Origin of the sequence: Caldiplasma sukawensis (assembly GCF_052315375.1) — an archaeon.
Lineage (GTDB): Archaea > Thermoplasmatota > Thermoplasmata > Thermoplasmatales > Thermoplasmataceae > Cuniculiplasma.
On record NZ_JBLSDG010000008.1, the window covers coordinates 1 to 25,558 of the forward strand.

Consider the following 25,558-nt stretch of genomic DNA (forward strand, 5'->3'; position numbering starts at 1 on the left):
CATTTATCTGAGAGCAGCAGAGATAAATGACAAATGGTCAATGAGATCATTGAGGGGATATTATAAATGCATTGATGAGATTAAGGAAATGTTCCAAAGGAGGTATCCTTTATAAATACACAACATTTGGGACACTATGATAAAATGGAATGTATAGAATTTTTTTAATAAAGAAAAAATAAACAGCAAATGAAATTATGAAAGAATGAAAAACTATTCGAAATGTTCTACGTTTTCTCTAAGAAGTTATAACGCTAAGAAACAAAGCTGGTATTTTCATTGAGTGAAAGAGAATATTGTAATTATGAGATAATTATTTTCTAAATGAATCCTGTTAGGAAACACGTTACATACGCAATTGCTTTCATTAATCTACATGAAAGAGGCGTTGAAGAACCAGTTTTGTTCATAGCAGATGGACTTCCAGGAATAGAAGAGGAGGTAAAACAGATGCATCAAAAGGGAGGCTTCCCGCTATTTGTATTTCATATCAGTGAATTGTGAAAATGATATGATAGTGCGGGAAAGTAAATGATAAGGATTATGATCTGAAAGATATATTCCTTTCAAGCAAAATAGAAGATTAAATTTATCAATTTTAATAATCCAGAACAGATGGTCAAATAAATATCTAAGAACAATGTGAAACCTTCAAGAAGATCCTAATATATTCTTAAATTATCCATACCCTCAAAATTACTTAATGAGATCAACACATTCAAAAAAAAACTTTGAACAATGAGGTGAGAATAATTATCAAGACAATCGATTAAATTAAGTCATTAATCAATTTGATGAAGACTATTTATTTTAAATTATATTAGATAAATGTTCAATCACATTTTGAGTGATTTTTAAATAAAAATGATAAGATTGATTAAATGTTGCAGGATAATTATAATTTAAGAATACACAACAATTTTTGGACTATTATTTAGATTCATATTGAAATACAATAATATACTGAAAAGAGCGGGGGAATAAAGAGGTATGTTTACACCATCTTTTCCCACATTTTCATTGAACTCACAGAGGATCAGAAATTAATTCTGGAAAAATTTCAACTCAATTGTGTTTTAAAATAGGGTAAAAATCCAATAGAATACTCAGTGTATTAAATAGTTGGAAAAAACTATAAAAGGATAAATGTGGTATCATTTTAAACAGTTTTTATGATTTGACCTTGAGTTTTCTTTGTAAAGAAAAAATATAGAGTTCTGAGCTTATTTTTATCATGTGGAATTTTCGTAATGATTTTAACTAGTCAAACTATAATCACACTACATAACGTTATTCCATTAAATCTTTTGAGACTTTCTGAATTAAAGTAAAATAAGGGAATGAGTCATAATCATTTCATCTTAAATAGACACAATTATCTGTTCTTCATAAAAAATTAAATCCACAGGTCGTTTTTAAAAAATAAAGAAATTAAAAACCCTTTGAGTTTTTAACTATTTTGAAGTTCTTCTCCAAATCAGTATTCCGATTACAGCAACCACTACGGCTAAAATAGCTCCAATCTCAATGTAAAATGTTATTGAACTGGAAGTTGATTGAGTGAACTTTATGGTTATTGAGACACTAGTTCCTTTCATTGTTATATTGCCTGTCCCGTTTGTGAGAGAGTAGCCGTTAATAGAACCTACTGAATAGTAGTATGTACCATTAGGGAGGTATATTGAGAAGCTATTCCCAGTAACATTATGCTCAACTCCATTTAAAGTTATTTTCCACATTGTACCATTTGGAAGACCAACTTCATTAAAGGTAAATTTGTATTTGAGCTGTGTAAATGCAATATAGACTGTGACAGGTCTTCCAGTTACTTCCACCGGTCCGGCTTTATTTGTGATGGAATATCCACTTACAGGATTTACACTGTAATAGTATGTACCGTTGGGTAAATTCAATGATATATCTGAACCACTCCCCATTACATTTATTGCATATGAACTATTATTAAGTCTCAAAGACCATGATATTCCTGTTCCAAGCCCAGTTTCATTGAATGTAACACCGTATGTAACTGAAGAGAATTTTATATAAACTGTTTTTGATGAATTTGCATATATTGTTCCACCAGTTGCAGTGAATTTTTTATTACTTGTTCCAATTGTATACGTATAATTTCCCTGTTTTAGATTGACTGAGTATACAGAACCTGATAACAGTGCACCAGAGGAGTTCATGCCGGTAATGTTAACGAACCATGTTCCATTTGCTTGTAGTCCACTTTCTTCAAAACTTATATTGTATGCTTTTGTTACAGCATATGAGTGAAATATGCTTTCCCTTCCATTAAAATTCAGACTGAATATTGTCTGATTTATAGAACTGAATTCTATATTGGACTGAGGCTCTCTAATGAGAATAGACATTACAACCTTTCCGTTGCTTGGTGTTATTATGGTAATATTGCCTGTACATGAACAGAAAGCTGTACTTTCACTGGAAACATACAGGTAGCCATTTAATGGATCAAAGTAACCTCCTAAAACTTCCCCGGGTATAGTTGGGCCATAACAAAAGCTTGATGAGATTGCATTAAAGATTAAAGTGGTATTATTCTCTTTATTGCTAACAATAAACTTTCCATTTTGACCATAGGGTACAAGTAAACCTGTACAATAGTATTTTGGAGCTGCATAATAGGCCTGGTGACCGCTGGAAAGATTCAAAACGTCGATGCCCGTACCATTTGCAATTAGAAGATCCTGACCATACATTGTTGGTGAAAGTAGAGCATATTGACCAAAAATTAAATTCTGTGGACATAGTTTTGTGTAGTTATGCTCCATGAGAATTTCACCTGTGTTAGAAAGGATAAATGAAGTACCATTTTCCGGATTGGTAATATTAAAGCCAAATAAGTATATGTCTTGAGAGTTTGTTGATTGAGTTATTGCAAAATCGCTACCCTTTAACGAAGGAAAACTTATATTTTCTATTATGGAAAGAGTTCTTCCATTAATTATGGTAAGATTTCCTGTACCTCTGTTACTGACATATAGATACCCATTTTGATTGTCATAGTATTCACAGGCGGGATAAGAATTAGAGCCAAGGGTGATGTTTTTCAGATACATTCCGGTTGTTATGTTGTAGGGTACAATTATACCATTGTTCTGTAAAATTGAAAAAATCATATTTGAACTACTGTCTACCGCCAGATCTGTTAGGACTCCATTTCCTGTTAAGATGTTATTATACCCATTATTCTGCTCTTCCATGGATGGGTTGAACGATTTAAGTGGTTTCAGGAGGGAAAGATTTTTGGGGCTTTCGAATTCTATTATATAAGTTTCTGGGAAACCATTTACATTTATTATCTTGTAATCTGGGAAAGGTACGTATCCGTTTGATGTATCATTAAATGTCACAATAAAAGAGCCATTTTGGATATTGACAACAATTGAAGACATGTTTGAGGTATATGCTGTAAAATTGCTAGAATTCGTGAATAGGTTGAGCTTCCAGTCAGTTCCCTTGGGGAGACCAGTTTCTTCAAAAGTCGTAGCAGTTTTTGCTATTACAAATGATACATTTATGAATACATTACTGTTTTTCACTGTAAAATTACCTTTGTTTTGGAAAGCTTGGTATCCTGGATCATCAGAGTATACTGTATAGTTATATACTCCAGGTACAAGGGAATAGTTGAAACAGGACAGAGATGTTATCCCATTGTTTTCCAGTGTATTTATAAGGTTCGGAATATCTATTCCCCAATATCCTCCTGATTGTAAACCATTTTCTTTGAATGTTACCTTGTGCAAGGAGAATGAATATGGGATTCCGGCTCCATCAGGGGTTGAATTAAATTCCATTATGTATTTAAAATCATTAACCTTTGGAAAATCTAAAGCCTGGAAACCAAGTGTCAAGTTCAATTCCTGAGAGCTTGGTACCAGTAAACTATTCCTCGATGAGTTCTGGAAAATATTGTCCAAGGTACCTCTCACATAGGAATCATTTATAAAACCAGTACCGAAAATATGATAATCATTGATGTTTGCCGACTTAGAATAGTTGTAATAATAAAGACTTTCACCATTGTAAAAAGTAAGTCCAAATCCATTTGTCAGGTTTTCTGTCCATCCTGAAGTAAAAACAGGAGAGGTATAATCCATTCCACCTTTTCCAAATCCAACGCCTCCAAGAGAGTAGCTTTTACTATCATTGGTCTGTGGTGTATTCATAATTCCATAAGCCTCAACGCATGATGGATATGAAAATTGCAATCTTGATGTTATATATGAGTCGGATTCGGTGAAGCTTATCCCATTGTCTACTGTGTAATTGGCGTTCAAAGCATTCCATTTGGCCTTGTCAAGAGTTGTTCCTGCAAAGTTGTCATAAAAGTTAAAGATGTGTGAGCCGTCATCGTATAGTCCATAAACATTAGTGAGTTGCGGTGCCTCACCTATGGAGTAATTATTCAGGATATTTGTTCCCAATGTTGCCGCATTCATGCAGATTTCCATGTAATCATGGGCAGGTATGCTTTCATTTATCCTTAACCAATAGGATGTGTTGAAAGCCTGGTTACTGTTCCCGGATTGAAGCCACGAGGGAATCAGAGTTGTACCATCAGTCATGAAAAATACATTTGATAGATTTGGATTCTCGTTGGGATACAAGGAACTGTTTACAATTATATGTTCATCAAAATATGATGGGGTTGGACTTGACAAATTGTTTATGATGAAAAATTTTGTTAATACTTCATAGTTAAAACTGATATCCTTACTCGTCAAAGTTTTGTTATCATTTCCATTTGGAGAAAGTGAGGCAAATGCTGCTAACATCATACATGAGCATAACAAAATCGCAAATATTTTTTTGAGATTTTTATACATATGGACTTAAAATATTTTACTATATAATCATTATGTATCTCACAAAACTAACTTTCATAGGGTTTAAAAAAGCCTAAATTCAAAATGATCAATATTTACTTAACTGCAAACACGCCTATTTATTATATGCTCATTTACACTCCCTAAATTCATTCATACAAAAGTGAAATAAGCAATCTTTTTTAAATATTTATGGATAGGGGAAATTTGTAATGCCGCCTTTGCATTAATGCATAAGAGAAGTTTGTTAACAATAACGACAATTGATTGTAATGATCAATATATTATTTAAAAATAAATTTAATTCAAACTCATTCCGATGGAAATATTTTTCCTGCCATGATTATCATTCAATTACCAAAAACTTTTTGGAAGGACTGCAGTGGTTTACCATTCAGGCTTATATTATGTGCTTTTTAAAGTTTCTTTAATCTCCAATCTTTTCTCAACGGCTAACCGTTTTGTTAAGGATTAAAAGTTCTTACAATAAAAGTATTCCATGCAATCCTTTATTCCAGATCATTAAGTCAGAGTGTGAAAAAATCAAAATTTTTCAGATTTTTCTTAAGTTTTTAATAATGTTTTAATCTCTAAATTTATTCTAATTATATAGAACACGAAGACGTAATATGTAACTGATGTTTTTATGCTCCGGTCGGGATTTGGACCCGAGTCGGGGGATTGAGAGTCCCTAATGCTTGGCCTGGCTACACCACCGGAGCTCAAGATGGTAATGTTTCTTTAAATTTATGATTTGCGATATGTATCATCAAACTATTGTGGCGTGGTTCCTAATTTTTCCATTTCTAACTTTAGGGTCGTGGTAATCCTAAGAAGTTCATCTACATCTTTCTCATCAATCTTGGACAAGAGTTCCTGTAGTATAAGATCGTGAACTTTTTTCATGCTTTTGAATGTTTTTGTCCCCTCCTCAGTGTTCTGGATATAAATTACTCTTCTGTCCTTTTCTGATCTTACCCTTTTTACTAGATTTTTGCTTTCCATTTTATCTATCATTCCTGTTATCCAAGCCTGAGTTACATAATTTATTTCCGCAAGGTTGGCCATTGTCATTTTTTTATTTTCATCCAATATTCTTAATATTCTGTATTCAAGAACAGAAACGTCATACTTGCTGAATGTTTTTTCTACTGCCCTATATAGCATTTTATATATGCTGATGAAGTTTCTCCACAAAGAAGTGAACCTTTCGGAATCTTCCATGATACCACTTATAAAGTGATTGATAAAATCTATAAAAAATTTACTAATTAAATTTTTTCTCTTTAAATTATCTACTCAATAAAGATTTTTCAAGTTGTTTATCCATCAAATCCTTTAGATCCTTTTCTGCAGAAATATCGTATATTCCAATATCTACAAGATCCGGGTAATTTAATATCTCAAGGATTGCCTCTCCACCATAGCTCTCCTTATTACCGCTCTCTGATTTTATTGTTTCCAATTTTTCATCCCTTACGCTAATTGTAAATTTTATACCTTTGGACGTTCCTATAACTATGCAATCCTTAATCTCTTGAGCTTTTTGTTTAATATATGGTATTGCTTTTGATCCAGATAGTGTTGATGTCTCAAGTAAAAATTCTCTTCCCTGCTCCTTGTAATTTATAAGGTTTATCATTTCAGGTATTCTCATAACAAGATGTTTTTTAATTATATGTTCAGGATTTAGTGTGAAATTTTCTCCTCTGAATCTATCGAAAAATGAAAATTCAGTGTTCAATTCCCAATCTATATTAACAGAAGTGCCTTCTGGCTCTGTTGTTAAAGTAATATTTATATTCATCTTAATTTCATGTCCAAGAGACTCACCAGTGTAGGAAACTTCCCTGGGTTTGATTGTTGGACCATTTAAAATTCCATAAAAGGTTGAACCTTTAGTCTGTTCTATATCCGGAGCATAAACAACATCATATCTATCATCAGTAATTTTTTTCAACACCACCACATGTCCCATGGGATTGAAGAATAACCAAGGATTTGAGACGTATTCCATAACCACTGGAGGTGGCATAGGAAGTTCAATTTTTGCAGTGTATTGATATCTCATATGTGTATATAATTTGAAGATATAAAAATCTTTTTTAAAGAATATTGTAAGTTTTCAAAAATTATTTTTAAAAAATTATCATATCCTTTTATGTCTGACAAAAAATCCAAATTCATAGTCCATATTCAGAAGAGATACGGTGATTTGGACGCACTTGGTCATGTAAATAATGCCGTTTATCTGACTTACTGTGAACTGGGCAGATTGGAATTTTTTAAGAAACACTTTAATGTATCAGGCGATTATGATTTTGTGGTTGCAAATGTAAATATTGATTTTAAAAAATCAATCCATTTTAATGATGAGGTATATGTAACAACTGGTATAAAAAAAATAGGAAGGACTAGTTGTGTCACCACGCATGAAATAAGAGGTAGGGAAAGTGATGAACTCTTCAGCAGAGCTGATATTGTTTTGGTGTGGGTTGACAGAAATGGGATGAAAAAAGAAATTCCAGAAAATATTAGGGAAAAACTTGGCCTATTTTTGGTAGAGAATGAGGAGGGGGTATGAAGCATCTTTTTATCTGGGATTTTGATGGAACTATTTATTACTATGAAAATGTATATTTGAAATATGCAGAATTAATAGAGAAATTGAATGATCCCTATGGTAATTTTTTTAAAGTATGCAAATCTAAAATAGAAGATAATTCAAATTATTTAGCAGATGATGGTTGGAAAATATGCGAAATTCTTGCCAGGCAATATAATTATTCAAATCTCGATGAAGCTTTTATAAAAGCTAGAGAGTGGCTTTTGGAAAGAAATATATCTCCAGATGAATACGCGCTGAAAATTATAGAGACATTCAAAAATTCTTATCACGTTTTGTTGACAAACACTCCAAAAATCTATGCTGAACCTCTTCTAATGAAAATGAACATGGAACATTTATTCAACATAATAATTTATAAAGCAGAAAAACCAAAAAGATTGAGAAGTGAATATTTCAAAATAATTGAAAAAATAGATGAAAAACCAGAGCACATATACTCTATTGGTGATAATTTTGATAATGATATTAAGGAAATACTAGACTTAATCAACGAAGCATTTTACATCAATAGATACGGAAGAAAAGATGTACCAGTTGAATCTTACAACAATATGAAAGAAATTTATGAAGTTCTAGTTAGGAGAATGAATTAAATTTATTATTATTAATTGAAAATTTTATTTTTTGCCCTTCTTTAATTTTAAGGTTTGATGGGACGTAAAATCTAATTTCCTGCTCAGCTGATGAGACAGTCAAAAGCTTTCTATAGCCCATATACTGAACATTCATAACTGTTCCTTCATACTTACCATCATCCTCAATAAAAGCCTCCTCATATCTCAAAAGATAAACTTTTTCAGGGCTTTCATTTTTGTTTAAAAATTTTGATGATACATGATTAACCTCACCCACAAAATCAGCCACAAATTCTGTAGCTGGGTTTTCGTAAATATCCTCCGGAGTTCCAATTTGCTCTATCTTTCCACCACTCATTACTACCATTATGTCTCCTAAAGCTAAACCCTCTGTCTGATCATGTGTAACATGTATGGCTGTGAGATTGAATTTTCTCTGAGACTCTTTTAAATAATCCCTCAATTCAACCCTGACCTTTGCATCAAGGTTTGAAAGGGGTTCGTCCAGTAGCAAAACATCTGGTTTTTTAATCAGTGCTCTGGCAAGTGCAACCCTCTGTTGTTGACCACCACTAAGCTGAGAGGGTATTTTTTCAAGTTGATCATTTATTCTCATTATTTTTGCAACTTCCATAACATTTTCTTCAATATCCTTGGGACTAACTTTTTGTTGAATTAGTGGCATTGATATATTCTGAAACACATTTAAATGTGGATATAATGCATAATTTTGAAAAACTAGTCCAATATTTCTTTTCCAAGGTGGAAGCGTTTCCACATTCTTTCCATTTATTATTATCTCTCCTTCATCCTGTGTCTCGAGACCAGAGATTATTCTCAAAAGGGTCGTTTTTCCAGATCCTGAAGGTCCAAGAATTGTAACATAACTATTCTCACTTATTTCAATATTATCAATGTCCAGAGCTTTAAATTTTCCAAAAGTTTTGCTTATATTTTTTATCTTTACTTCACTCATTTAGTTTGTCCCCCCGTCCTCCAAATGTTTTCCAATCTGTTTCTCATAATAATTGTTAAGATTATTGCTGGAAGAATACTTATAACACTTGAGGCTGCGAGCAACCCATAATTAATTGCTTCATGGCCAACAGAGCTTGCAATGAAAATTGTAAAAGTTTGGGCCCCTTCTGGATACCTAATATTAAGATTAAAGGGTGAATAAGATAAAGCCAAGGGAAAAATCAGTGCTCCCCATGATAAAACAAAAGAATAAAGGAAGGAAACAAGAATTCCATCTGTACTCAGAGGTGTTATAATCTTCCACATGCTTTTGTAAAGGCTCATTCCATCCATACTTGCTGCTTCATCTATGTGCTTTGGGAAATTATAATAAAAATTATATAGCAGCCAGATAGCCAAGGGGAGAATGAATATAGGATATGTAATTATAAGGGATGGAATTTCATTGTACAAACCAAGAAAAAGCATTATTTTACTTATTGGAATCAAAAATATGATAGTTGGCAAGGAGTATATGAACAATACAAAACCAATTATTTTAAGTCCACCCAGTTTGAACCTGGATGTTGCATATGCTATTGGAATTGCAAGTATTATCACAAACAATGATGAAACAAGTGATGCAATGAGGCTTGAAACAATATATGGCATACCTTGTGAAATAGTCTGAGAATAATGTGTGATTACAAATATATATGGAATTATTACGGGAGGCGATGCTAGAATCTCTTTAAGATTTTTAAATGAAGTGAGAAACAGAAAAATTATGGGGCCAATCAAGAATACTATATAAATAAAAAATATGACAAAATTACCAATCCTTGGCATAGATACATTTGGGAAGATTTTTTTTCCAAAATTTAAAAGTTTAAAATTTTTATTTCTCTGTTTTGAAAGTGTAATTCTTACAAAAATAAGAGTAAATATAGTTGACAGTATTGAAACAATGATAATTATTACTGCCGCAAATCCAGTTGAGCCATTAATATAATTTGAATAAGCAAAGTATGAAAGATCATTAATCCCAAAAGCTGACGACTTTGAGCTCAGTACATATATGGGGTCAAATGTAAATGACCCATACATTAACATTAGAACAAATGCAGAAATTATGCTAGATTTAATATATGGTATGTCCACAAGCATAAGTTTTCTGAGACCTATTATACCATCCATCTTACTGGCCTCATCCAAGTTTTGAGGTATTGATTTCATTGATGAAAATATTATAAGAGTGGAAAGTGGCAAGCTTGCCCAAACGTCTATAAGAACTATACTTAATGGACTATAAAAGATATCACCGATTTTAAAATAATATGCGAGACCATGTGTTGGACTTAGTAAAAACAACCATAGTGTTGCTGCTGTTACCTGAGGGATGAATGAAGGAATCATAATGGTTGGTAAAAGAGCTTTATTTTTTATATTCCTAAGAACAGATGCTAGAGGTATTGCAAGAAGCACATCGATAACTGGTACTAGTAAAGTGTAAAGAATTGTGTTGTACACAAGTTTATTAAAATAAGGTGTTTTGAAAATTAAATAATAATTTCTTAGACCCGTAAAAATCATGCCTTCTGTTGTAAAATTGTAAAAAGAATAATAGACATTTAAAAAAAGTGGATATAATACAAAAATAAAAAAATAAACAAGGGCAGGTAATGAGAGAATCACTGCCTGCAATTTTACTTTTGATCTCATTTATTACAGAGATATGTTTTCATTATTTAACTCTGTTTGCCAATCTGATGCTGCTGTTGAAAGTGCAGTAGAAGCTGAAACCTTTCCTTCGAAATAGTTTAATACCTGATCATTGAAATCTGGTATAAGTGTGGAGAAAAGAGGTGAAATTTTTGAAAATATTGAAATATATGATGTATTGAGAACAATTTTGTTTGAATAGCTAAGGAAGGAAGAGAGCCATGAATAATTGGCCTGAGTACTTGCATACTGAAGTCCGCTTGTTGTTGCAGGAATGAATCCATACTGATTTACCCCCTTTTCATACATAGAATTGCTAGATGCCATTTGTAAAAATTTCATATCAAGCCAAAGATTGGAGGAGTGTGGATTAACTCCCAGGTATGTTGGTGAATATCCTGTATAATTACCAGGAAGTAATGCGATACCAAGGTTCTTTCCTATTGAAACGTTTGATAAATATGAAGGGATAAAACTTGACCAGGCAATCCCCATTGCATAGTTATTCTGAGTGAAATATTCCAGTTGCTGATCGTATCCAATCGGCTCTGATGATACCGATGGCTCATAAGAAGTGAGATTTTTGTACATTTCAAGAGCCTTTACAGCAGGTTCATTATTATAAGAAATGTTCAACTGTTTTTTACCACTTACATTCTGAAAACCAAAGTAAGTCCAATAATTAGGTGATGAGTTGGCAAGCACTCCTGTGGTTTTGTTGCCTGCTGCATATCCATAGAAAATGCTGTAGAATGCATCAATTATTGAGTGATGTGAACTGTCAGGCATTAAAAGTGGATACTTCCCATCGTTCATGTTGAATGTTGTGTTATTTTTAATAAATTCCGCTATATCATTAAGCTGGGACCAATTGGATAAACCCTGTACTGTAAAATTGAAGCCATAAATTGATTTAAATTTCGAGGCAAGTGTACTGTTGGAAAACACTGTTTTATTGTAAACCAGAATATATCCAAATACAGTGTGAATAGGCATTCCTACAAATTCACCTGATGGATTAGATGGATTTATATACAATGAACCGGAGGAGAGATCCCCTTTGAGAAAAGAACTTTCGTTTATGAATTGGGAGCTGAAGGAATTGTTCAGATTATATAGATAAGGTTCTAAAGCAGGTGCCATTGAAGGATAATACATGATAATTTGAGGATTTGAAGCTCCATTTTCTAAAGCACTTAGAGCTGAAGTTTCAAGATCACTAAAAGATACCGGGGAAATCTTTATTGATACATTTGTATATTGGCTCATAAAATTATTTGCCACCATGCTTAAATATTCCTGAGTATCGCTTCCACTATCCACCAAAACATAAATAGTTTGTTTCGGAGGCTTTTCAAACTCAAACACAACAACAGCAGCCGCTGCAATAATAATTACGACAGCTATTATTGCATAAATTTTAGCTCTTTTTTTAGGTTGACCCTGCATGATTGATCAAGCCCTAAGTTTTAAAATGCATTTAATCCTTTTTAATGTAATCTATATACAGAAATTAATGTATATTTTAAGGGCATTTTAAATTAAAGAAATGAAATGTAAGGTTTTATTAAAAATTAGGAGGTCAATGAAAAATTTAATTAGTAACTTGACGATAAATTCTTCATTCAAGTTGTTTAGAGTACTCTTAACTTTTTTTAATATATTTTTTTAACAATTATAACTTTTTAATTTCTTTTTACCATATTCATTATCCTCTTTTTACTCTTTAATATCCTTGCATTGTATTAATATGTGAATTGCAAGAGCTGGATTATCTTCAAGGCTAGATGGATGTCCAAGAAAAGGAAATAGAACCTTTTACATAATATTTAATTTATCCATTAAGATTTGAGGAAAATATTAATTAGATAATTTATTTAAAAATAACCCAAACATAAACATAATAAACAAATATCATTAAAATTAATTCCTTTAAGGTTCTTAAATAATAAGAAGAATTAAAATTATAAGGAAGAAAGTGAAATGATAATCTAAATCCTTTAATTATCAAAAGTGCGGCAAGAAATTCTCAATCTTTTTGTCAATATTTAAGAAAAATGGAAATTTTTCTAATATTAATTACAATTTTTCAGATAAAAAAAAGATAGATTAAATAAAAATAATAGAATTTTTATCCATAACACCATATTTTAAATGAAATCAAGACAATAATATCTGAAGAATTAATTTGAATATGAACTATTCTGGATATTTTCTCATAACAATTCAAAGAAGTATGCCGGGATCGGGGTTCGAACCCGAGACCTCCGGATATCTCAGATTTTACTCTTATGAGTCCGGCGCTCCTCCAGCTAAGCCACCCCGGCTTAATAATACTTAAGCTTCAACCTTAGCTTCCTGTTCTTCAGGTAAGAAATTGTACTCCTTACCAGTTTCAAGAAGTTCACTTTTTCTAAATTCAATTTTTTTAACTGGGTAAACTTCCTTTAAATTATTTATTATTTCATTCAGTGATTCTTCTGAAATAACATATCTTATAAACTCAAACATATCCATGTTTTTTGTTTTGTCATATACGCTTTCCAAAATCTTATTTCTTACTTCAATTCTTTTAGAAGATGTTATGTTACCATCTGTAATCGCCACTATTTTCAGTGAAAAAACGTAATTGTCAACAGTTTTTATTTTTTCAATAATATCGATCCTTTCTCTCCCTCTTCTTACTAGCCTTCTTATATAGTCATCACCAACATAATGCCCTATAAACATGGTGCTGCATTTAAGGCCAGAAACATTTACTATTTTAAACACTACCTTACTATTTGTCCTTTTAAAGTTTCCACTAAGGTCTGAAATAGGAACTTCAATGGTTCTTCCTATAATTTCGCTTTCATTTGCACCAATTGTTGTTCCAATCTCTTTACCACCTATTTGATTAGGAGCCAATATTGTATACCATTTTTTCTCTTTCCATTTATCCTTGGCTTTTTTTGACGATCTATCTCCAGCCATTCAATCCCTCTTAAATTAACCAGCGGTAATAAGTTTTAATAAATTAAATCTTTCTATACAAAAATTAAGATTTCCTCTCAAGACTATAAAAAGTAGTTAGTAAAGCTAAAATATACATATACCATACCAAAGCAAAGAGTTTATAATATAAAAACCTTTTAAGGTTGAAACTCGATAAAAAGGTGAAAATATGGCAACACAGAAACCGCATATAAATCTGGTTACAATTGGTCATGTTGACCATGGAAAGTCTACGCTTGTAGGAAGGCTATTATATGAGCATGGGGAAATCCCTGCACATATCATAGAAGAATATAGAAAACAGGCTGAAGAAAAAGGAAAGGCAACATTTGAATTTGCGTGGGTTATGGACAGATACAAAGAAGAGAGGGAAAGAGGAGTAACTATAGATCTTTCACACAGGAAATTTGAAACTGACAAGATATATTTCACAATCATAGACGCCCCTGGTCACAGAGACTTCGTTAAAAACATGATTACAGGAACAAGCCAGGCAGATGCAGCCATGCTTGTAATATCTGCAAGAGAAGGAGAAGGAATAATGGCCCAGACAAGGGAGCATGCTCAGCTAGCTAAAACTCTTGGAGTTCAGCAGCTTATCGTGTTAATAAATAAAATGGATGCAACACAACCACCATACAGCGAAAAGAGATTCAATGAAGTAAAGGCTGATGTTGAGAAGTTCCTTGCTCAGGTAGGTTATAGGAATATTCCTATTATACCAATAAGCGGATACAAAGGGGATAACATTATTAAGAAATCAGAAAACATGAAATGGTACAACGGTCCAACATTAATAGATCAGCTAGAAACCTTAAAGATTCCAGAGAAACCTACTAACAAACCACTCAGACTACCTATACAAGATGTGTATTCAATAACTGGTATAGGAACTGTTCCTGTTGGAAGGGTTGAAACTGGTGTTTTAAAACCTGGAGACAAAGTCATATTTATGCCAGCAAACAAGCAGGGAGAAGTAAAATCTATTGAAATGCATCATGAGTCAATGGCATCCGCAGAACCTGGAGATAACATTGGATTCAATGTAAGAGGAATAGCGAAGAATGATATTAAGAGAGGAGACGTTTGCGGGCCAGTCACTTCACCACCAACTGTTGCAAAGTCATTTATTGCTAAGGTAGTGGTTCTAAACCATCCAAGTGCAATAACTGCAGGGTACAAACCTGTTTTCCATGTACATACCGCACAGGTTGCATGCAGATTTGAGGAGATAATCCAAACTATTGATCCAAGAAACGGGACAACAAAGGAGAAAAACCCACAGTTTATAAAAACTGGTGACATAGCTCAGGTAAGAGTAGTCCCTGATAAGCCCATGGTAATTGAAGAATCAAAGGACTTCCCACAGCTGGGCAGGTTTGCAATTAGGGACATGGGACAGACTGTTGCAGCAGGCCTTTGCGAAAAAGTAGAATAAGGTGAATAAATTGGCATCTTATAGGGCAAGGATTTCTCTGAGTGGCACCGATCACAAAGTGATAGACGCTGTGTGCATGGAGATCAAAGGGATTGCTGAAAGAACAGGGGTCGAAATTCACGGTCCCATCCCTTTGCCCACTAAAAGACTGGTAGTTCCCGTTAGAAAAAGTCCTGATGGTGAAGGATCCCCTACGTGGGACAGATGGGAAATGAGAATCCACAAAAGGTTAATAGATATAGATGGTGATGAGAGAACTCTTAAGCAGGTAATGAAAATTTCAATACCTGATGGAGTTCAGATAGAAATTAAAATGAAAAATTAATTTTTATTGTTTAAAAAAGATTTTGGGTGTTTTGTATGGGCCGAAAGGAAGATAATATTGAAAAAGCATCAAAGCTAGTTAGAAATCCTGAAAGGATTAGAAATATGGGTATTGCAGCTCACATAGATCATGGAAAAACAACACTGAGTGACAATCTTATCGCTGGGGCAGGTATGATGAGCGAAGATCTGGCAGGTAAACAGCTTATGCTGGATTTTGATGAGCAAGAGCAGGCAAGAGGAATAACTATAAATGCAGCAAATGCGTCAATGGTTCATGAAGTAGAAGGCAAGGAATATCTAATTAATCTCATTGATACCCCGGGACATGTAGATTTTGGCGGGGATGTCACAAGGGCTATGAGAGCTGTGGATGGGTGCATAATCGTTGTCGATTCTGTTGAAGGAGTGATGCCTCAGACAGAAACAGTTATAAGACAGGCTTTGAGAGAATATGTTAAGCCAACCCTTTTCATAAATAAAGTTGATCGATTAATAAATGAATTGAAACTGACCGGAGAGGAGATGCAGAAGAGATTTGTTAAAATAATAAATGATGTAAATAAATTAATTTCAAAATATGCACCTGATAAATTTAAAAAGGATTGGGTTTTAACAGTTCAGGATGGAAAAGTAGCCTTTGGTTCTGCATATAACAACTGGGCTATTTCTGTTCCAGCAATGAAAATTTATAATGTTAACTTTAACGATATAGTTAATTATGTAAGAGAAGGAAAGCAGAAAGAACTTGCAAAAAAAGCACAATTACATAAGATCATTCTGAACATGGTTGTTCATCATCTCCCAAATCCAAAAGAGGCCCAGGCTTACAGAATTCCCAATATATGGAAAGGAGACCTAGATTCGGAAATAGGTAAAAGCATGATTGCCTGTGATGCTTCAGGCAAACTGGCAATGATGATCACTAAAATAATAATAGATCCTCATGCTGGAGAGATAGCAGTAGGGAGGGTCTTCAGTGGTACATTAACAAAAGGTATGGAACTTTACATTTCAGGTTCATCTGGAAAATTCAAAGTTCAAACACTTGCAATGATGGTTGGACCTGATAGGATTCAGGTAGAAGAGATACCATCTGGAAACATAGCAGCTGTCATAGGTCTAAAAAGTGCAATAGCTGGGTCCACTGTTTCAATGATTTCAGATATGGAGCCCTTTGAACCCATGATTCATTATACAGATCCTGTGGTAACTCTTTCAATCGAGGCAAAACACACATCTGATCTTCCAAAGCTGATAGATGTTTTGAAGACGGTAGCCAAAGCAGATCCTTCAATTCAGGTAAGCATAAACCAGGATACTGGAGAGCATCTTATCTCGGGAATGGGCGAACTACATCTTGAAGTAACACTATACAGAATAAGAAATGACTATAAGATTGATGTAACAACAAAAGATCCAATCGTAGTATATAAGGAAACTGTAGAAAAAACCGGAGGTCCATTCGAAGGTAAATCTCCAAACAAGCATAACAGGTTTTACTTTAAAGTTGAGCCACTTGAGCCAGATGTAGTTTCGGCCATAAAAGAGGGTCTGATACCTCAGGGTTCAAAATTCAAGGATAAAAGGGCTGTTATTGAAACATTGCAGGCAAAGGGTATAGACAGAGATACTGCCAGAGGTATAATCTCTGTTAACAATGACAATATAATGTTTGACGTGACAAAAGGTATTCAATATTTGGATGAAACAATGGAACTTCTTATTGAATCATTTAAGGAAGTTTGTGATAAGGGACCACTGGCAAATGAGAGCTTATCAGGTGTAAAGGTTTTGCTGGTTGATGCAAAACTTCATGAGGACAGCATACATAGAGGACCAGCACAAGTCATACCTGCCGGAAGAAACTCAATTTACGGTGCATTATGTCAGGGAAAGAGAATTCTATTAGAACCTATTCAGAAGGTATACATCAACGTTCCGCAGGAAATAATGGGATCAGTGACAAATGAAATTCAACAGAGAAGAGGTGTAGTAGAAGAGATGAACATCGAAGGCGAGGAGATTATAATTACAGCAAAGGTACCAGTTTCCGGTATGTTTGGTTTTGCATCAGCAATTAGGGGAGCAACTGGTGGAAAGGTCCTGTGGAGTTCAGAAAACAGCGGATATCAGAGAGTGCCTCCAGAATTGCAAAAAGAAATAGTGGCAAAGATAAGAGAAAGAAAAGGATTGAAACCAGAGCCTTACGATGAAAACTACTATGCACAACTCTGATGAATAATTTTAATTTTTTTTGTAGAAATTGTTCTCAAAATGCTTCACCTTTTGATGTCAAATGTAAAAGGTGTGGCAGTCCAATTTATATAAATTTTGATTTTGATTTTAATCAGGATTTAATTCAGAATTTTCCATACATTGAAAAGTTTTTGAAAAAGCCCATTAATAATAATGATATAGAAAAAGAAGAAAATTTTATGGCAAAAATAGAGTACCTTTGGGACACCCTTTCATATAAGGACAGAGGAATGAACAATTTATTTTCATATCTAAAGAGTTCAGAAAAGGATAACATGATAAATGACCTGGCCGAAGATTCTTCTGGAAATGCAGGGGCCTCATTTTCTTTTTACTCTAGAATTGCAGGAAAAACAGCTCATGTATTTGCCTCTACAAACGCAAATAAAAATAAGCTCAGGCAGATAGAACAATATGGGGGAAAAATACATTTGGTACAAGGAGGGCGTGAAGAAGTTAAAAATGCTGCCATAAATTCTCCATATTATTACTTTGGACATCAATACATGGCATTATTTTATGATGCATTCAGAATGATATCGTATGAAATATTTTTGGATTTGGATAGAATTCCTGATAATATTGTTATACCGTTTTCAACAGGTACTCTCCTTCTTGGAATATACGAGGGTTTTATGCATCTGAAAAAATCTGGAAAAATTAAAAATATGCCAAAATTATGGGCAGTAAGTCCTGAAAAGGCAGCCGGATTTATTTGGAAGTTAAGGGGAGAGTCACATTCACCTGAAAAGTCTATAGCAGATGCGTTGACTGGAATTATTCCCTTAAGATTTGAAGAATTAAGCAAAATAATAAAAAATTATGGTGAAGGAGTTACGGTGAGTGATGATGAGATTATTAAAGCAAGAGAGGAGATGCTAAGCATAGGATACGATATAGAATACAGTTCAGCCGTAACATTTGCTGCCATGAAAAAATATAAAATTGAAAATCCTCTGCTAATATTGACAGGGCATGGAATTAAAAACGAATGATCACGCCTTTCTTTTATCAACGATTATTTTTCCATTATGGGTTATGGAATATATAAGATCTGCACCACCCTGTTTAGCTAGTATTGAAACACTGCAATATTTTTCAAGTGATAGTTTTACGGCTCTTTCAACGTTTTCATCACTCCCATCTGTTTCTATGATATAATGAAATTTTGCAGTTTTTAGAGTTTTAGGATCTTCTTCCTTTCTCTCCCCCTCCAGTTCAACCTTGAAGAAATTAATTTTCTTTCTCATCTTTTCCAGGATAACTATAACATCGGAGGAGGAACAGCCCGACATTGCTATCAAGAGTAGTTCTGTTGGTGAATAGTGTTCGTTATCTTCATTGATTGGGTCTTTAAGTATTATCTCTTGCTTTCCCTTTTCTTCAGTTCTCATTGATTTTCCATCAAATTTTATTGATATTTTCATTTTACATCTTCCTGATTTTTCAGAATACTGCCAAGCACTTTAAGCATATTTAGAACTGAAGTAAGACCTGCAGCAATTTCTGGATCCTTTAAAATACCAAAAAGCCTCAAAAGTGAAAAATTCTCTGGTTTTTTTGCCCCATCAATCATTGCTGACCACAGTTGATCACTATTGTAAAGTATCGAAAGAACAGCGGATTGTGATGGTTCCTTTGAAAATGAGGCCATCAGACCCACTATTAGATTGAAAAGATTAATTCCTCCCTCATGCATCTCCTTTCTGTCAAAAAGGGAGAGTATACTTTTAGGATTACCTGGAATGTTCTCCTCACCCAGTTTCTGTAAAAATTCAATATTTCCAGAATCTTTCATTATCTTTGCCAAGTTTAAAAGACCTGCTATGGCACTGTCATCCTCCAGAAATTCAGCAAGCATTTCTTCAACTTTGTCTTTTTCATTCTGTTTATTTTCAGTTTCCATATTATCACCTCATATAAAACCAAAAGCGTAGGATCCAAAAAATGACTTGAATCCATAGAGCTTCAGCAGGTAATCTGTCTTACTCTCTCTTCCGGTTTTAATCTCCCCATCCTCAATTGATATACTCGATGCTTTGTTATCAGACGTGATCAGGGAGGTAAATATTGTTTGTTTGTAAGAAAACTGCTCAGGATAACCTCCAATTTCCGATGCAATTTTTCCTGTGATATAATCCAATTGATCATACGAAATTCTCCAGTAATTTGTTAGCTTCCCGTTGAAATATCCTGCAAGATATGATTTTTCAAATCCCTTAAAACTGAAATCATTTTCAAGAATTATATTTCCATTTTCATTTCTCTGAACCTTCATTCCTTGAATAAAAGGTTTTTCTTTACCTTTACCAATTATTACTGGAATGTCATACTTGAAAGTTTTTCCACTTTCCATTACAAGTTCACTATTTTTAACACTTAGGGTTTTAAGTTTTTCATTAAGGACAAGATTTATACCGTTTTTCTTGCAAACATCTGTAATGTATTCCGTGATACGCTGAGAACCGAGGATTTTCTCACCAGAATAAATCATTGTGATTGTTGGCTTCTGATCTCCTGACATCTTTGCATCCACATAAGATTTTGCCAGGATTGAAAAATCAAAACCGGCGAAAGGTGAATATGCTGCTTCCTCATCCTGATAAACAACAACATTCCCTTTTTTCAATTTTGCCAGATCTTCTTTCAAGGAAAGGGATGATTGAACAGTGTCAAGGGTTCTAGCATCCTCACTGAAACCTTCTATTGAACTTTCATCAAAATACATTGGATCCGTTATCATGAGATATTCATATCTTATGAGTCTGCCTTCTCTTGTGTTAACAGCTTTTCCATTCAGGTCTACACTGACAACCCTATCCTTGATGTATCGAACCTCAGGTCTTAGTACGCTGGTTATTCTCTTTGTTAATTCGTGGTGATCAAGGTTTGATGTTGCCACGAAGGGCGTACCATCCTTATAATCTAAATAACTTTTATCTGTTAATAAAATTATTTCAGCTTCATCTTTTCTAGTTCTCTGAACCAATTTATTAGCTGCGATTATTGCAGATTCTCCGTCACCTATAATTAGAACTCTATCAGGAATTTTCAATTTGACACCTCACCGGATTTTATTTGAAATTATTTCTTGATATTATAATTTTTACCTGTTTTTGGAAAAAATCACTCCAGAAATCATAATGGTATTTTTTTCAAAGATATTTTAATATAAAATCTTTCATTATTCATCTATGATTGGAAAAGTAAATCTCTATGGCAATATAAACGAACGACTTAGGTCTCAGATAATTAGACAGTTATCATTTTTCAGGATGAAAAAGGATACAAAAGCCATAATTTTAGAAATAAATTCAGGGGGAGGAACAGCATCTGATTCTGAAATTCTATATGATTATGTTAAAAATTTAAACAGAGTTAAACCTGTTGTAACCCTTGTATCGGGAATGTGTGCCTCTGGTGCCTATATGGTCGCATGTGGAACCTCGCAAATTTATTCCATAAACAGTTCGGTTATAGGTTCAATTGGTGTCATATCAATAATCCCTGATTTTAGTGGGCTTCTGGAGAAACTCGGTATTAAGATACAGGAATCATATCTTGGTGAAAATAAAAAGTATGGTTTACCGTTGAGCCCAATAGAGGAAGAGGCAAAAGAAGAGAGATTTGAAATTATAAAGGATTTTTACAATTATTTTCTCAGTGTTGTTTCAAAAGAGAGAAAAATATCTAGCAACGACATCCAGCAAATAGGAAAAAGTGGAATTTACAGTGCAGTTAAGGCAAAAAATATTGGATTGGTTGACGAAGTTGGAGAGTATTCATCACTAATCGAGAGAATAAAAGGAAGGTTCAATGAAAAGAATGATCCATACACAATTCCGCAAAAGCTTCCATTAATAATGAGGCTTATTGACAAATTCATGTAATTAACAAAATAATATACTGTAATTTTTCATTACATTTACTCATGGGCATAAAGGAGGAACTTAAAAAACTCTTAAATGACAGATTCTTATTATCAGAGGAGGAGTTAATACCATATGAGAAAGATGCATCATACTTTCAGGAAGTTAAACCTCTGGGAGTTGCAATTCCAGATAATGAAAAGGAAGTTTCTGAAATATTAAAAATATGCAATTATCACAGGGTTTCTGTTGTTGTAAGATCTGGGGGCTCATCCCTAACTGGTTCTTCTCTTCCTTTAAAAGATTCAATAGTAATAAGCATGCTTAGAATGAACAAAATTATAGAGTTAAGTTTGCCAGATTCCTATGTTATAGTACAACCAGGCCTCAGGTTAAACGAACTCAACCAATATTTGAAAAAATATGGATTTTTTTATCCACCTGATCCTGCCAGTTCAATGGTGGCAACAGTTGGAGGTTCCATAAGTACAAATGCGGGTGGATTAAGAGCTGCAATGTATGGAACAACGAAAGAGTGGGTGCTTGGAGTTAGGGTGGTTCTTGCAAACGGAAAAATACTGGAATTTGGAGGCAAAACCCTGAAGCGGACAAAGGGATATGACCTAACATCTCTTCTAATAGGAGCGGAAGGAACACTTGGAATTATAGTGAGTGCAACTCTTAAGATATTGCCAATTCCTGAAAAAATAGGCAGGATACTCTCATTTTATTCATCTTCAGATGATCTCTTCAACTCACTGATTGAAATAAAAACTGCGGGTATAACACCATATATAGGGGAATTTCTTGACAAGAGAAGTATGGATGCTGTAAGGAAAAATTCTGATCTCATATTTCCAGACAAAGCAAATTTTCTTCTCATGATTGACATAGCCTCAACAGAAGAATCCTCAGAAATAAAGATCCGAAAAATTGAATCAATCATGAAGAATAACAAATGTATGGAATTACAGAGAACATTTGAACCAAGTAAAATGGAGAAGATGTATGAGGCTAGAAAAGGTCTCTATTCCTCAGCACTTTATCTTAGAAAGGGAAACAATGACAGAGTAATCATCGCAGATGTTGTAGTTCCACCTTCCAAATTATCATCAATATACAAAAGTATGGAGAAAATAATTTCTGACATGGGGATAAATGTGCTTCTTTTTGGACATGTTGCTGATGGAAATATACATTCAAACATTATTGTAAATCCTGATGATGATGAAGAATTGAGAAAGGTTGACTTTTTCATGAATGAAATTGGTAGGATTGCCGTTCAACTGGGGGGAAGTGTATCTGCGGAACATGGAATTGGTCTGGAGAAAAAAGATTTGTTGAAAATGGAGTTTGAATTAAACTCCTCATCATATAACCTTGAAATCATGAGGAATATAAAAAAAATTTTTGATCCCAATGGAATATTAAATGGGGGTAAGATCTTTGATCCTTAAAGAAAAAATGACTTCTTTGATGGAACAGGTTGATAAATGCATTAATTGTGGTTTTTGTGAGGCAGTATGCCCAACTGTTGTTGGTTCAGGTTTTAATCTCTCCATGGGAGCAAGAGGAAGAGTAAATCTTGGTAAGGCAATCACCCTTAGTAAAATTAATGAATATGATGATAGCATTTTTAAATCATTTTTTTCCTGTCTTGACTGTTTTCAATGTTTAAAGGTATGTCCTGCAGGAGTAAATGCAGGAGAGGTAAGTCATATAATGAAAACAATCATATCCGAAAATGGAAATAATGAAAGATCTCTGAGAAACTCCACATCCAGAATGTTGTCATCTTTAATAATGAAATACGGGAGTCCTCTGGGAAAAGTCAGGGGAATGGAAAACTGGTCAGACGGATTGGAATTTTCAGAGGATTCAGAATATCTCTTTTACACAGGACATATGTTTCAGTTAATGGCTTACACTAATAATATTGCCAGGTTCAATGAAATTCTAGGTGAGCAGATGACAAGAATGTGTTCCTATTTCATAAATAGATATCCCTCAGTCTCCTCCATTTTCAGTAAATTTATAGATAGAAAAATGGAAGCGAGGATGAATAACATTCTAAGGACAATATATGATTTGCTAAGAATAAATGGAATAAAAATGAAATATCTTGGGATAGATGAGCCATATCCAGGAACATTGTTATATGATCTGGGATTTGAGGAGGAGTTCAGAGAATATTCATCAAGGTTGGCAGATACACTATCCGGTGTAGGATGTAGATACATAATAACCGTGGATCCTCACACTTATGATCTGCTGAAAAATATCCTTCCAAAATTTACAAATAAAAAAATTCCAAAGGTTCTTTATTACCTGGAACTCCTAAAATTTCACAATCATAAAAACATCAGGCAGGAATATGCATTACATGAACCTTGCCATCTTATTATTCACGATGATAACAATATTGTAAAAAAAGTTGCAGAAAGTTATTTAAATGTAAAAATTCCAGATAGAAATGGAAAAAACACATTTTGCTGTGGAGGGCCAGTAGAATCATTATTCCCAAAAGTTTCAAAAAAAATATCTAATGAGCGAATCAGACAGCTTGAAAATACGAATGCAAAATATATAGTTACATCGTGTCCCATATGTTTTTCAAATCTTAACAAAAATCAAAATGTATTTGACATATCTGAAGCAATTATGGAGTCAAAGAACGATTTTCAATCATCAGAATGAAAGCACTGACCGCACAAACCAGAATTGCAAAGATGTATACTGAATTTAAACCAGTTGAATAAAAAAGTATCTGAGAGATTAAAGGACCTCCTACTGATCCAGATGTTGAAAATAGATTATAAAGGGAGACATTTTTCGTTTTTTTGTTACCGATCCTTGCAAGCATCATATTAAAAACAGTCAATGAGGTGCCTGACTGAGAAATACCATATAAAATTCCCGTAAATATGACAACATAATAGTTTGCGAAAATCAATATGGCTATCAATCCAATAATAAATATTAGTATTGACAGAGCGGCAGTTCTCTCAATTGGTATTCTTTTGGAAATTTTTCCAAATATTAATTGAGAGACAATAAATGAAAGAGAAATTATTATGATAATGATTGTGTACTGGAAAACGGAAACTCCCAAAAAATGATCAGAAAGAATTTGAAGCTGATAAAAAGGGTAAAATCCAGAAAGACCAGTTGAAAGCAGAATTACGAAAATTAGAAAAGTACCATATCTACTATGTTCACTCTGTGCAGTCATTGAACTTTTTTCCAATTTGTGATCAGGTATCTTCATCATCAGAGCAATGGATGCAGAAGAAAAAATTACAACTCCAATCAAATAGGTGGTAAAAAGTGCAATCTTCTCATCCTTTATGTAAAGGAATATCAATGAGGAAAAAAGATATCCCGCCAGTGAAAAAAATTTCATGATAGCATTTCTTTTTGAGAAATATGTATTCCTATGGCTTGCAGGTACAATGGATGGGATCCAAAGTGTCCATGTAGTACCTGAAAATGAACCAAAAAAGAATCTGATTGATAAAAGCACTATGAATATGGAAATCATTCTTATCTGTGAGGGAAAGAATAATAAAAGTACAGGTGGAATCCATAGAATTCTGTCTAAAAGTGTTGTGATCACTGTAAGTTTTTTGATGCTTCCAGTTTTTTCAGAATAATTTCTTGAAAAATATTGTGCCGCTGGTAAAAGTATATATGGGAGACCAGTGATCAAACCAACGGGAGCATTATTCCCGAAAAGATAAATTGAAAGAGGAACAATGTATGTTCCTGTCATTGCTGAATAAATTGCCCACAGGGCACCATCTGATATAGAAAGATACTCTGTGGTGGAAACTATGTCACTCTGTGTTTTAAAATATCTCTTCAGATTTTCAGATAAATGGCTCAAATAATAACATATAAAATACAATGATTAAAATATAATTATTATT

General features: G+C 33.6%; 21 protein-coding genes and 2 tRNA genes. 10 read left to right on the forward strand and 13 right to left on the reverse strand.

Features of this window, described 5'->3' with window-relative positions; genetic code table 11:
• The first annotated feature begins 324 nt into the window (after positions 1–324).
• On the forward strand, positions 325–504 hold the full coding sequence (locus ACNF4Z_RS05200) for a hypothetical protein (protein ID WP_458328183.1): 180 nt from the start codon (positions 325–327) through the stop codon (positions 502–504).
• Positions 505–1,454: 950 nt separating this feature from the next.
• Here the strand turns inward: ACNF4Z_RS05200 and ACNF4Z_RS05205 are convergent.
• The 4 genes from ACNF4Z_RS05205 to ACNF4Z_RS05220 all read right to left on the reverse strand — a co-directional run bounded on the left by ACNF4Z_RS05205 (position 1,455) and on the right by ACNF4Z_RS05220 (position 6,933).
• Entirely contained in the window at positions 1,455–4,814 is a 3,360-nt protein-coding gene (locus ACNF4Z_RS05205; RefSeq protein WP_458328184.1) for a hypothetical protein, read from the reverse strand.
• Positions 4,815–5,509: 695 nt separating this feature from the next.
• Positions 5,510–5,584: transfer RNA gene (locus tag ACNF4Z_RS05210), tRNA-Glu, on the reverse strand.
• A gap of 52 nt (positions 5,585–5,636) precedes the next feature.
• Positions 5,637–6,086, reverse strand: a complete 450-nt coding sequence (locus ACNF4Z_RS05215) for a MarR family winged helix-turn-helix transcriptional regulator (protein ID WP_458328185.1) — start codon at positions 6,084–6,086, stop codon at positions 5,637–5,639.
• Positions 6,087–6,153: 67 nt separating this feature from the next.
• Positions 6,154–6,933, reverse strand: coding sequence for a hypothetical protein (locus ACNF4Z_RS05220; protein WP_458328186.1), 780 nt, complete (start codon positions 6,931–6,933; stop codon positions 6,154–6,156).
• 90 nt (positions 6,934–7,023) lie between these two features.
• On the opposite strand from ACNF4Z_RS05220, the gene ACNF4Z_RS05225 reads away from it, so the two are divergent.
• Both ACNF4Z_RS05225 and ACNF4Z_RS05230 read left to right on the forward strand, forming a co-directional pair.
• Positions 7,024–7,446 (forward strand): acyl-CoA thioesterase, encoded by a 423-nt coding sequence (locus ACNF4Z_RS05225; protein ID WP_458328187.1) that lies wholly within the window; start codon positions 7,024–7,026, stop codon positions 7,444–7,446.
• Complete coding sequence (locus ACNF4Z_RS05230) at positions 7,443–8,084, forward strand: HAD family hydrolase (RefSeq protein WP_458328188.1); 642 nt, start codon at positions 7,443–7,445, stop codon at positions 8,082–8,084. Before ACNF4Z_RS05225 ends, ACNF4Z_RS05230 begins: the two co-directional genes overlap by 4 nt.
• On the opposite strand, the gene ACNF4Z_RS05235 is transcribed toward ACNF4Z_RS05230, so the two are convergent.
• The 5 genes from ACNF4Z_RS05235 to ACNF4Z_RS05255 form a co-directional block, all read right to left on the reverse strand.
• The gene (locus ACNF4Z_RS05235; protein WP_458328189.1) at positions 8,068–9,042 is read right to left on the reverse strand and encodes an ABC transporter ATP-binding protein; all 975 of its coding nucleotides are present in this window, start codon (positions 9,040–9,042) and stop codon (positions 8,068–8,070) included. The two genes, ACNF4Z_RS05230 and ACNF4Z_RS05235, sit on opposite strands and share 17 nt — an antisense overlap.
• Positions 9,039–10,745, reverse strand: a complete 1,707-nt coding sequence (locus ACNF4Z_RS05240) for an ABC transporter permease (RefSeq protein WP_458328190.1) — start codon at positions 10,743–10,745, stop codon at positions 9,039–9,041. The genes ACNF4Z_RS05235 and ACNF4Z_RS05240 overlap by 4 nt, the downstream gene beginning before the upstream one ends.
• A gap of 3 nt (positions 10,746–10,748) precedes the next feature.
• The gene (locus ACNF4Z_RS05245) at positions 10,749–12,194 is read right to left on the reverse strand and encodes an ABC transporter substrate-binding protein (RefSeq protein ID WP_458328191.1); all 1,446 of its coding nucleotides are present in this window, start codon (positions 12,192–12,194) and stop codon (positions 10,749–10,751) included.
• Positions 12,195–12,982: 788 nt separating this feature from the next.
• Positions 12,983–13,072: transfer RNA gene (locus ACNF4Z_RS05250), tRNA-Met, on the reverse strand.
• A 10-nt stretch (positions 13,073–13,082) separates the two neighbouring features.
• Complete coding sequence (locus tag ACNF4Z_RS05255) at positions 13,083–13,718, reverse strand: 30S ribosomal protein S3ae (protein WP_458328192.1); 636 nt, start codon at positions 13,716–13,718, stop codon at positions 13,083–13,085.
• 190 nt (positions 13,719–13,908) lie between these two features.
• Here ACNF4Z_RS05255 and tuf point away from each other — a divergent pair, with 190 nt between their 5' ends.
• The 4 genes from tuf to ACNF4Z_RS05275 are packed head-to-tail and all read left to right on the forward strand — an operon-like array spanning position 13,909 to position 18,755.
• Positions 13,909–15,177, forward strand: coding sequence for a translation elongation factor EF-1 subunit alpha (tuf, locus tag ACNF4Z_RS05260; protein ID WP_458328193.1), 1,269 nt, complete (start codon positions 13,909–13,911; stop codon positions 15,175–15,177).
• Between the two features lie 10 nt (positions 15,178–15,187).
• Positions 15,188–15,502, forward strand: coding sequence for a 30S ribosomal protein S10 (gene rpsJ, locus ACNF4Z_RS05265; RefSeq protein ID WP_458328194.1), 315 nt, complete (start codon positions 15,188–15,190; stop codon positions 15,500–15,502).
• A 35-nt stretch (positions 15,503–15,537) separates the two neighbouring features.
• Positions 15,538–17,739, forward strand: a complete 2,202-nt coding sequence (locus ACNF4Z_RS05270; RefSeq protein WP_458328195.1) for an elongation factor EF-2 — start codon at positions 15,538–15,540, stop codon at positions 17,737–17,739.
• The gene (locus ACNF4Z_RS05275; protein WP_458328196.1) at positions 17,739–18,755 is read left to right on the forward strand and encodes a pyridoxal-phosphate dependent enzyme; all 1,017 of its coding nucleotides are present in this window, start codon (positions 17,739–17,741) and stop codon (positions 18,753–18,755) included. Before ACNF4Z_RS05270 ends, ACNF4Z_RS05275 begins: the two co-directional genes overlap by 1 nt.
• Here the strand turns inward: ACNF4Z_RS05275 and ACNF4Z_RS05280 are convergent, their stop codons facing one another.
• The 3 genes from ACNF4Z_RS05280 to ACNF4Z_RS05290 are packed head-to-tail and all read right to left on the reverse strand — an operon-like array spanning position 18,756 to position 20,815.
• A complete protein-coding gene (locus tag ACNF4Z_RS05280) occupies positions 18,756–19,187 on the reverse strand; it encodes an OsmC family protein (RefSeq protein ID WP_458328197.1) in 432 nt (143 codons plus the stop codon).
• Positions 19,184–19,666: a DUF1641 domain-containing protein gene (locus ACNF4Z_RS05285; protein WP_458328198.1), complete on the reverse strand. Its 483-nt coding sequence runs from the start codon at positions 19,664–19,666 to the stop codon at positions 19,184–19,186. Before ACNF4Z_RS05285 ends, ACNF4Z_RS05280 begins: the two co-directional genes overlap by 4 nt.
• Positions 19,667–19,675: 9 nt before the next feature.
• Positions 19,676–20,815 carry an FAD-dependent oxidoreductase gene (locus ACNF4Z_RS05290; RefSeq protein ID WP_458328199.1) on the reverse strand — a complete coding sequence of 380 codons (1,140 nt, stop codon included), beginning with the start codon at positions 20,813–20,815 and terminating at the stop codon, positions 19,676–19,678.
• Between the two features lie 139 nt (positions 20,816–20,954).
• On the opposite strand from ACNF4Z_RS05290, the gene ACNF4Z_RS05295 reads away from it, so the two are divergent.
• From ACNF4Z_RS05295 to ACNF4Z_RS05305, 3 genes are read left to right on the forward strand one after another with little or no spacing between them, the layout of a single operon-like run.
• A complete protein-coding gene (locus ACNF4Z_RS05295) occupies positions 20,955–21,650 on the forward strand; it encodes a S49 family peptidase (RefSeq protein ID WP_458328200.1) in 696 nt (231 codons plus the stop codon).
• A gap of 41 nt (positions 21,651–21,691) precedes the next feature.
• Entirely contained in the window at positions 21,692–23,086 is a 1,395-nt protein-coding gene (locus ACNF4Z_RS05300) for an FAD-binding oxidoreductase (RefSeq protein WP_458328201.1), read from the forward strand.
• Complete coding sequence (locus ACNF4Z_RS05305; RefSeq protein ID WP_458328202.1) at positions 23,076–24,326, forward strand: (Fe-S)-binding protein; 1,251 nt, start codon at positions 23,076–23,078, stop codon at positions 24,324–24,326. Before ACNF4Z_RS05300 ends, ACNF4Z_RS05305 begins: the two co-directional genes overlap by 11 nt.
• On the opposite strand, the gene ACNF4Z_RS05310 is transcribed toward ACNF4Z_RS05305, so the two are convergent.
• Positions 24,289–25,515, reverse strand: coding sequence for an MFS transporter (locus tag ACNF4Z_RS05310; RefSeq protein ID WP_458328203.1), 1,227 nt, complete (start codon positions 25,513–25,515; stop codon positions 24,289–24,291). The two genes, ACNF4Z_RS05305 and ACNF4Z_RS05310, sit on opposite strands and share 38 nt — an antisense overlap.
• Between the last annotated feature and the right edge of the window lie 43 nt (positions 25,516–25,558).

Coding starts and splice junctions, on each gene's coding strand:
- ACNF4Z_RS05205 (WP_458328184.1), bottom strand. CDS start 4,814: ATGATGTTAGCAGCATTTGCCTCACTTTCTCCAAATGGAAATGATAAC.
- ACNF4Z_RS05220 (WP_458328186.1), bottom strand. CDS start 6,933: ATGAGATATCAATACACTGCAAAAATTGAACTTCCTATGCCACCTCCA.
- ACNF4Z_RS05215 (WP_458328185.1), bottom strand. CDS start 6,086: ATGGAAGATTCCGAAAGGTTCACTTCTTTGTGGAGAAACTTCATCAGC.
- ACNF4Z_RS05245 (WP_458328191.1), bottom strand. CDS start 12,194: ATGCAGGGTCAACCTAAAAAAAGAGCTAAAATTTATGCAATAATAGCT.
- ACNF4Z_RS05280 (WP_458328197.1), bottom strand. CDS start 19,187: ATGAAAATATCAATAAAATTTGATGGAAAATCAATGAGAACTGAAGAA.
- ACNF4Z_RS05230 (WP_458328188.1), top strand. CDS start 7,443: ATGAAGCATCTTTTTATCTGGGATTTTGATGGAACTATTTATTACTAT.
- ACNF4Z_RS05300 (WP_458328201.1), top strand. CDS start 21,692: ATGGGCATAAAGGAGGAACTTAAAAAACTCTTAAATGACAGATTCTTA.
- ACNF4Z_RS05285 (WP_458328198.1), bottom strand. CDS start 19,666: ATGGAAACTGAAAATAAACAGAATGAAAAAGACAAAGTTGAAGAAATG.
- ACNF4Z_RS05270 (WP_458328195.1), top strand. CDS start 15,538: ATGGGCCGAAAGGAAGATAATATTGAAAAAGCATCAAAGCTAGTTAGA.
- ACNF4Z_RS05240 (WP_458328190.1), bottom strand. CDS start 10,745: ATGAGATCAAAAGTAAAATTGCAGGCAGTGATTCTCTCATTACCTGCC.
- ACNF4Z_RS05255 (WP_458328192.1), bottom strand. CDS start 13,718: ATGGCTGGAGATAGATCGTCAAAAAAAGCCAAGGATAAATGGAAAGAG.
- ACNF4Z_RS05225 (WP_458328187.1), top strand. CDS start 7,024: ATGTCTGACAAAAAATCCAAATTCATAGTCCATATTCAGAAGAGATAC.
- tuf (WP_458328193.1), top strand. CDS start 13,909: ATGGCAACACAGAAACCGCATATAAATCTGGTTACAATTGGTCATGTT.
- ACNF4Z_RS05295 (WP_458328200.1), top strand. CDS start 20,955: ATGATTGGAAAAGTAAATCTCTATGGCAATATAAACGAACGACTTAGG.
- ACNF4Z_RS05275 (WP_458328196.1), top strand. CDS start 17,739: ATGAATAATTTTAATTTTTTTTGTAGAAATTGTTCTCAAAATGCTTCA.
- ACNF4Z_RS05235 (WP_458328189.1), bottom strand. CDS start 9,042: ATGAGTGAAGTAAAGATAAAAAATATAAGCAAAACTTTTGGAAAATTT.
- ACNF4Z_RS05200 (WP_458328183.1), top strand. CDS start 325: ATGAATCCTGTTAGGAAACACGTTACATACGCAATTGCTTTCATTAAT.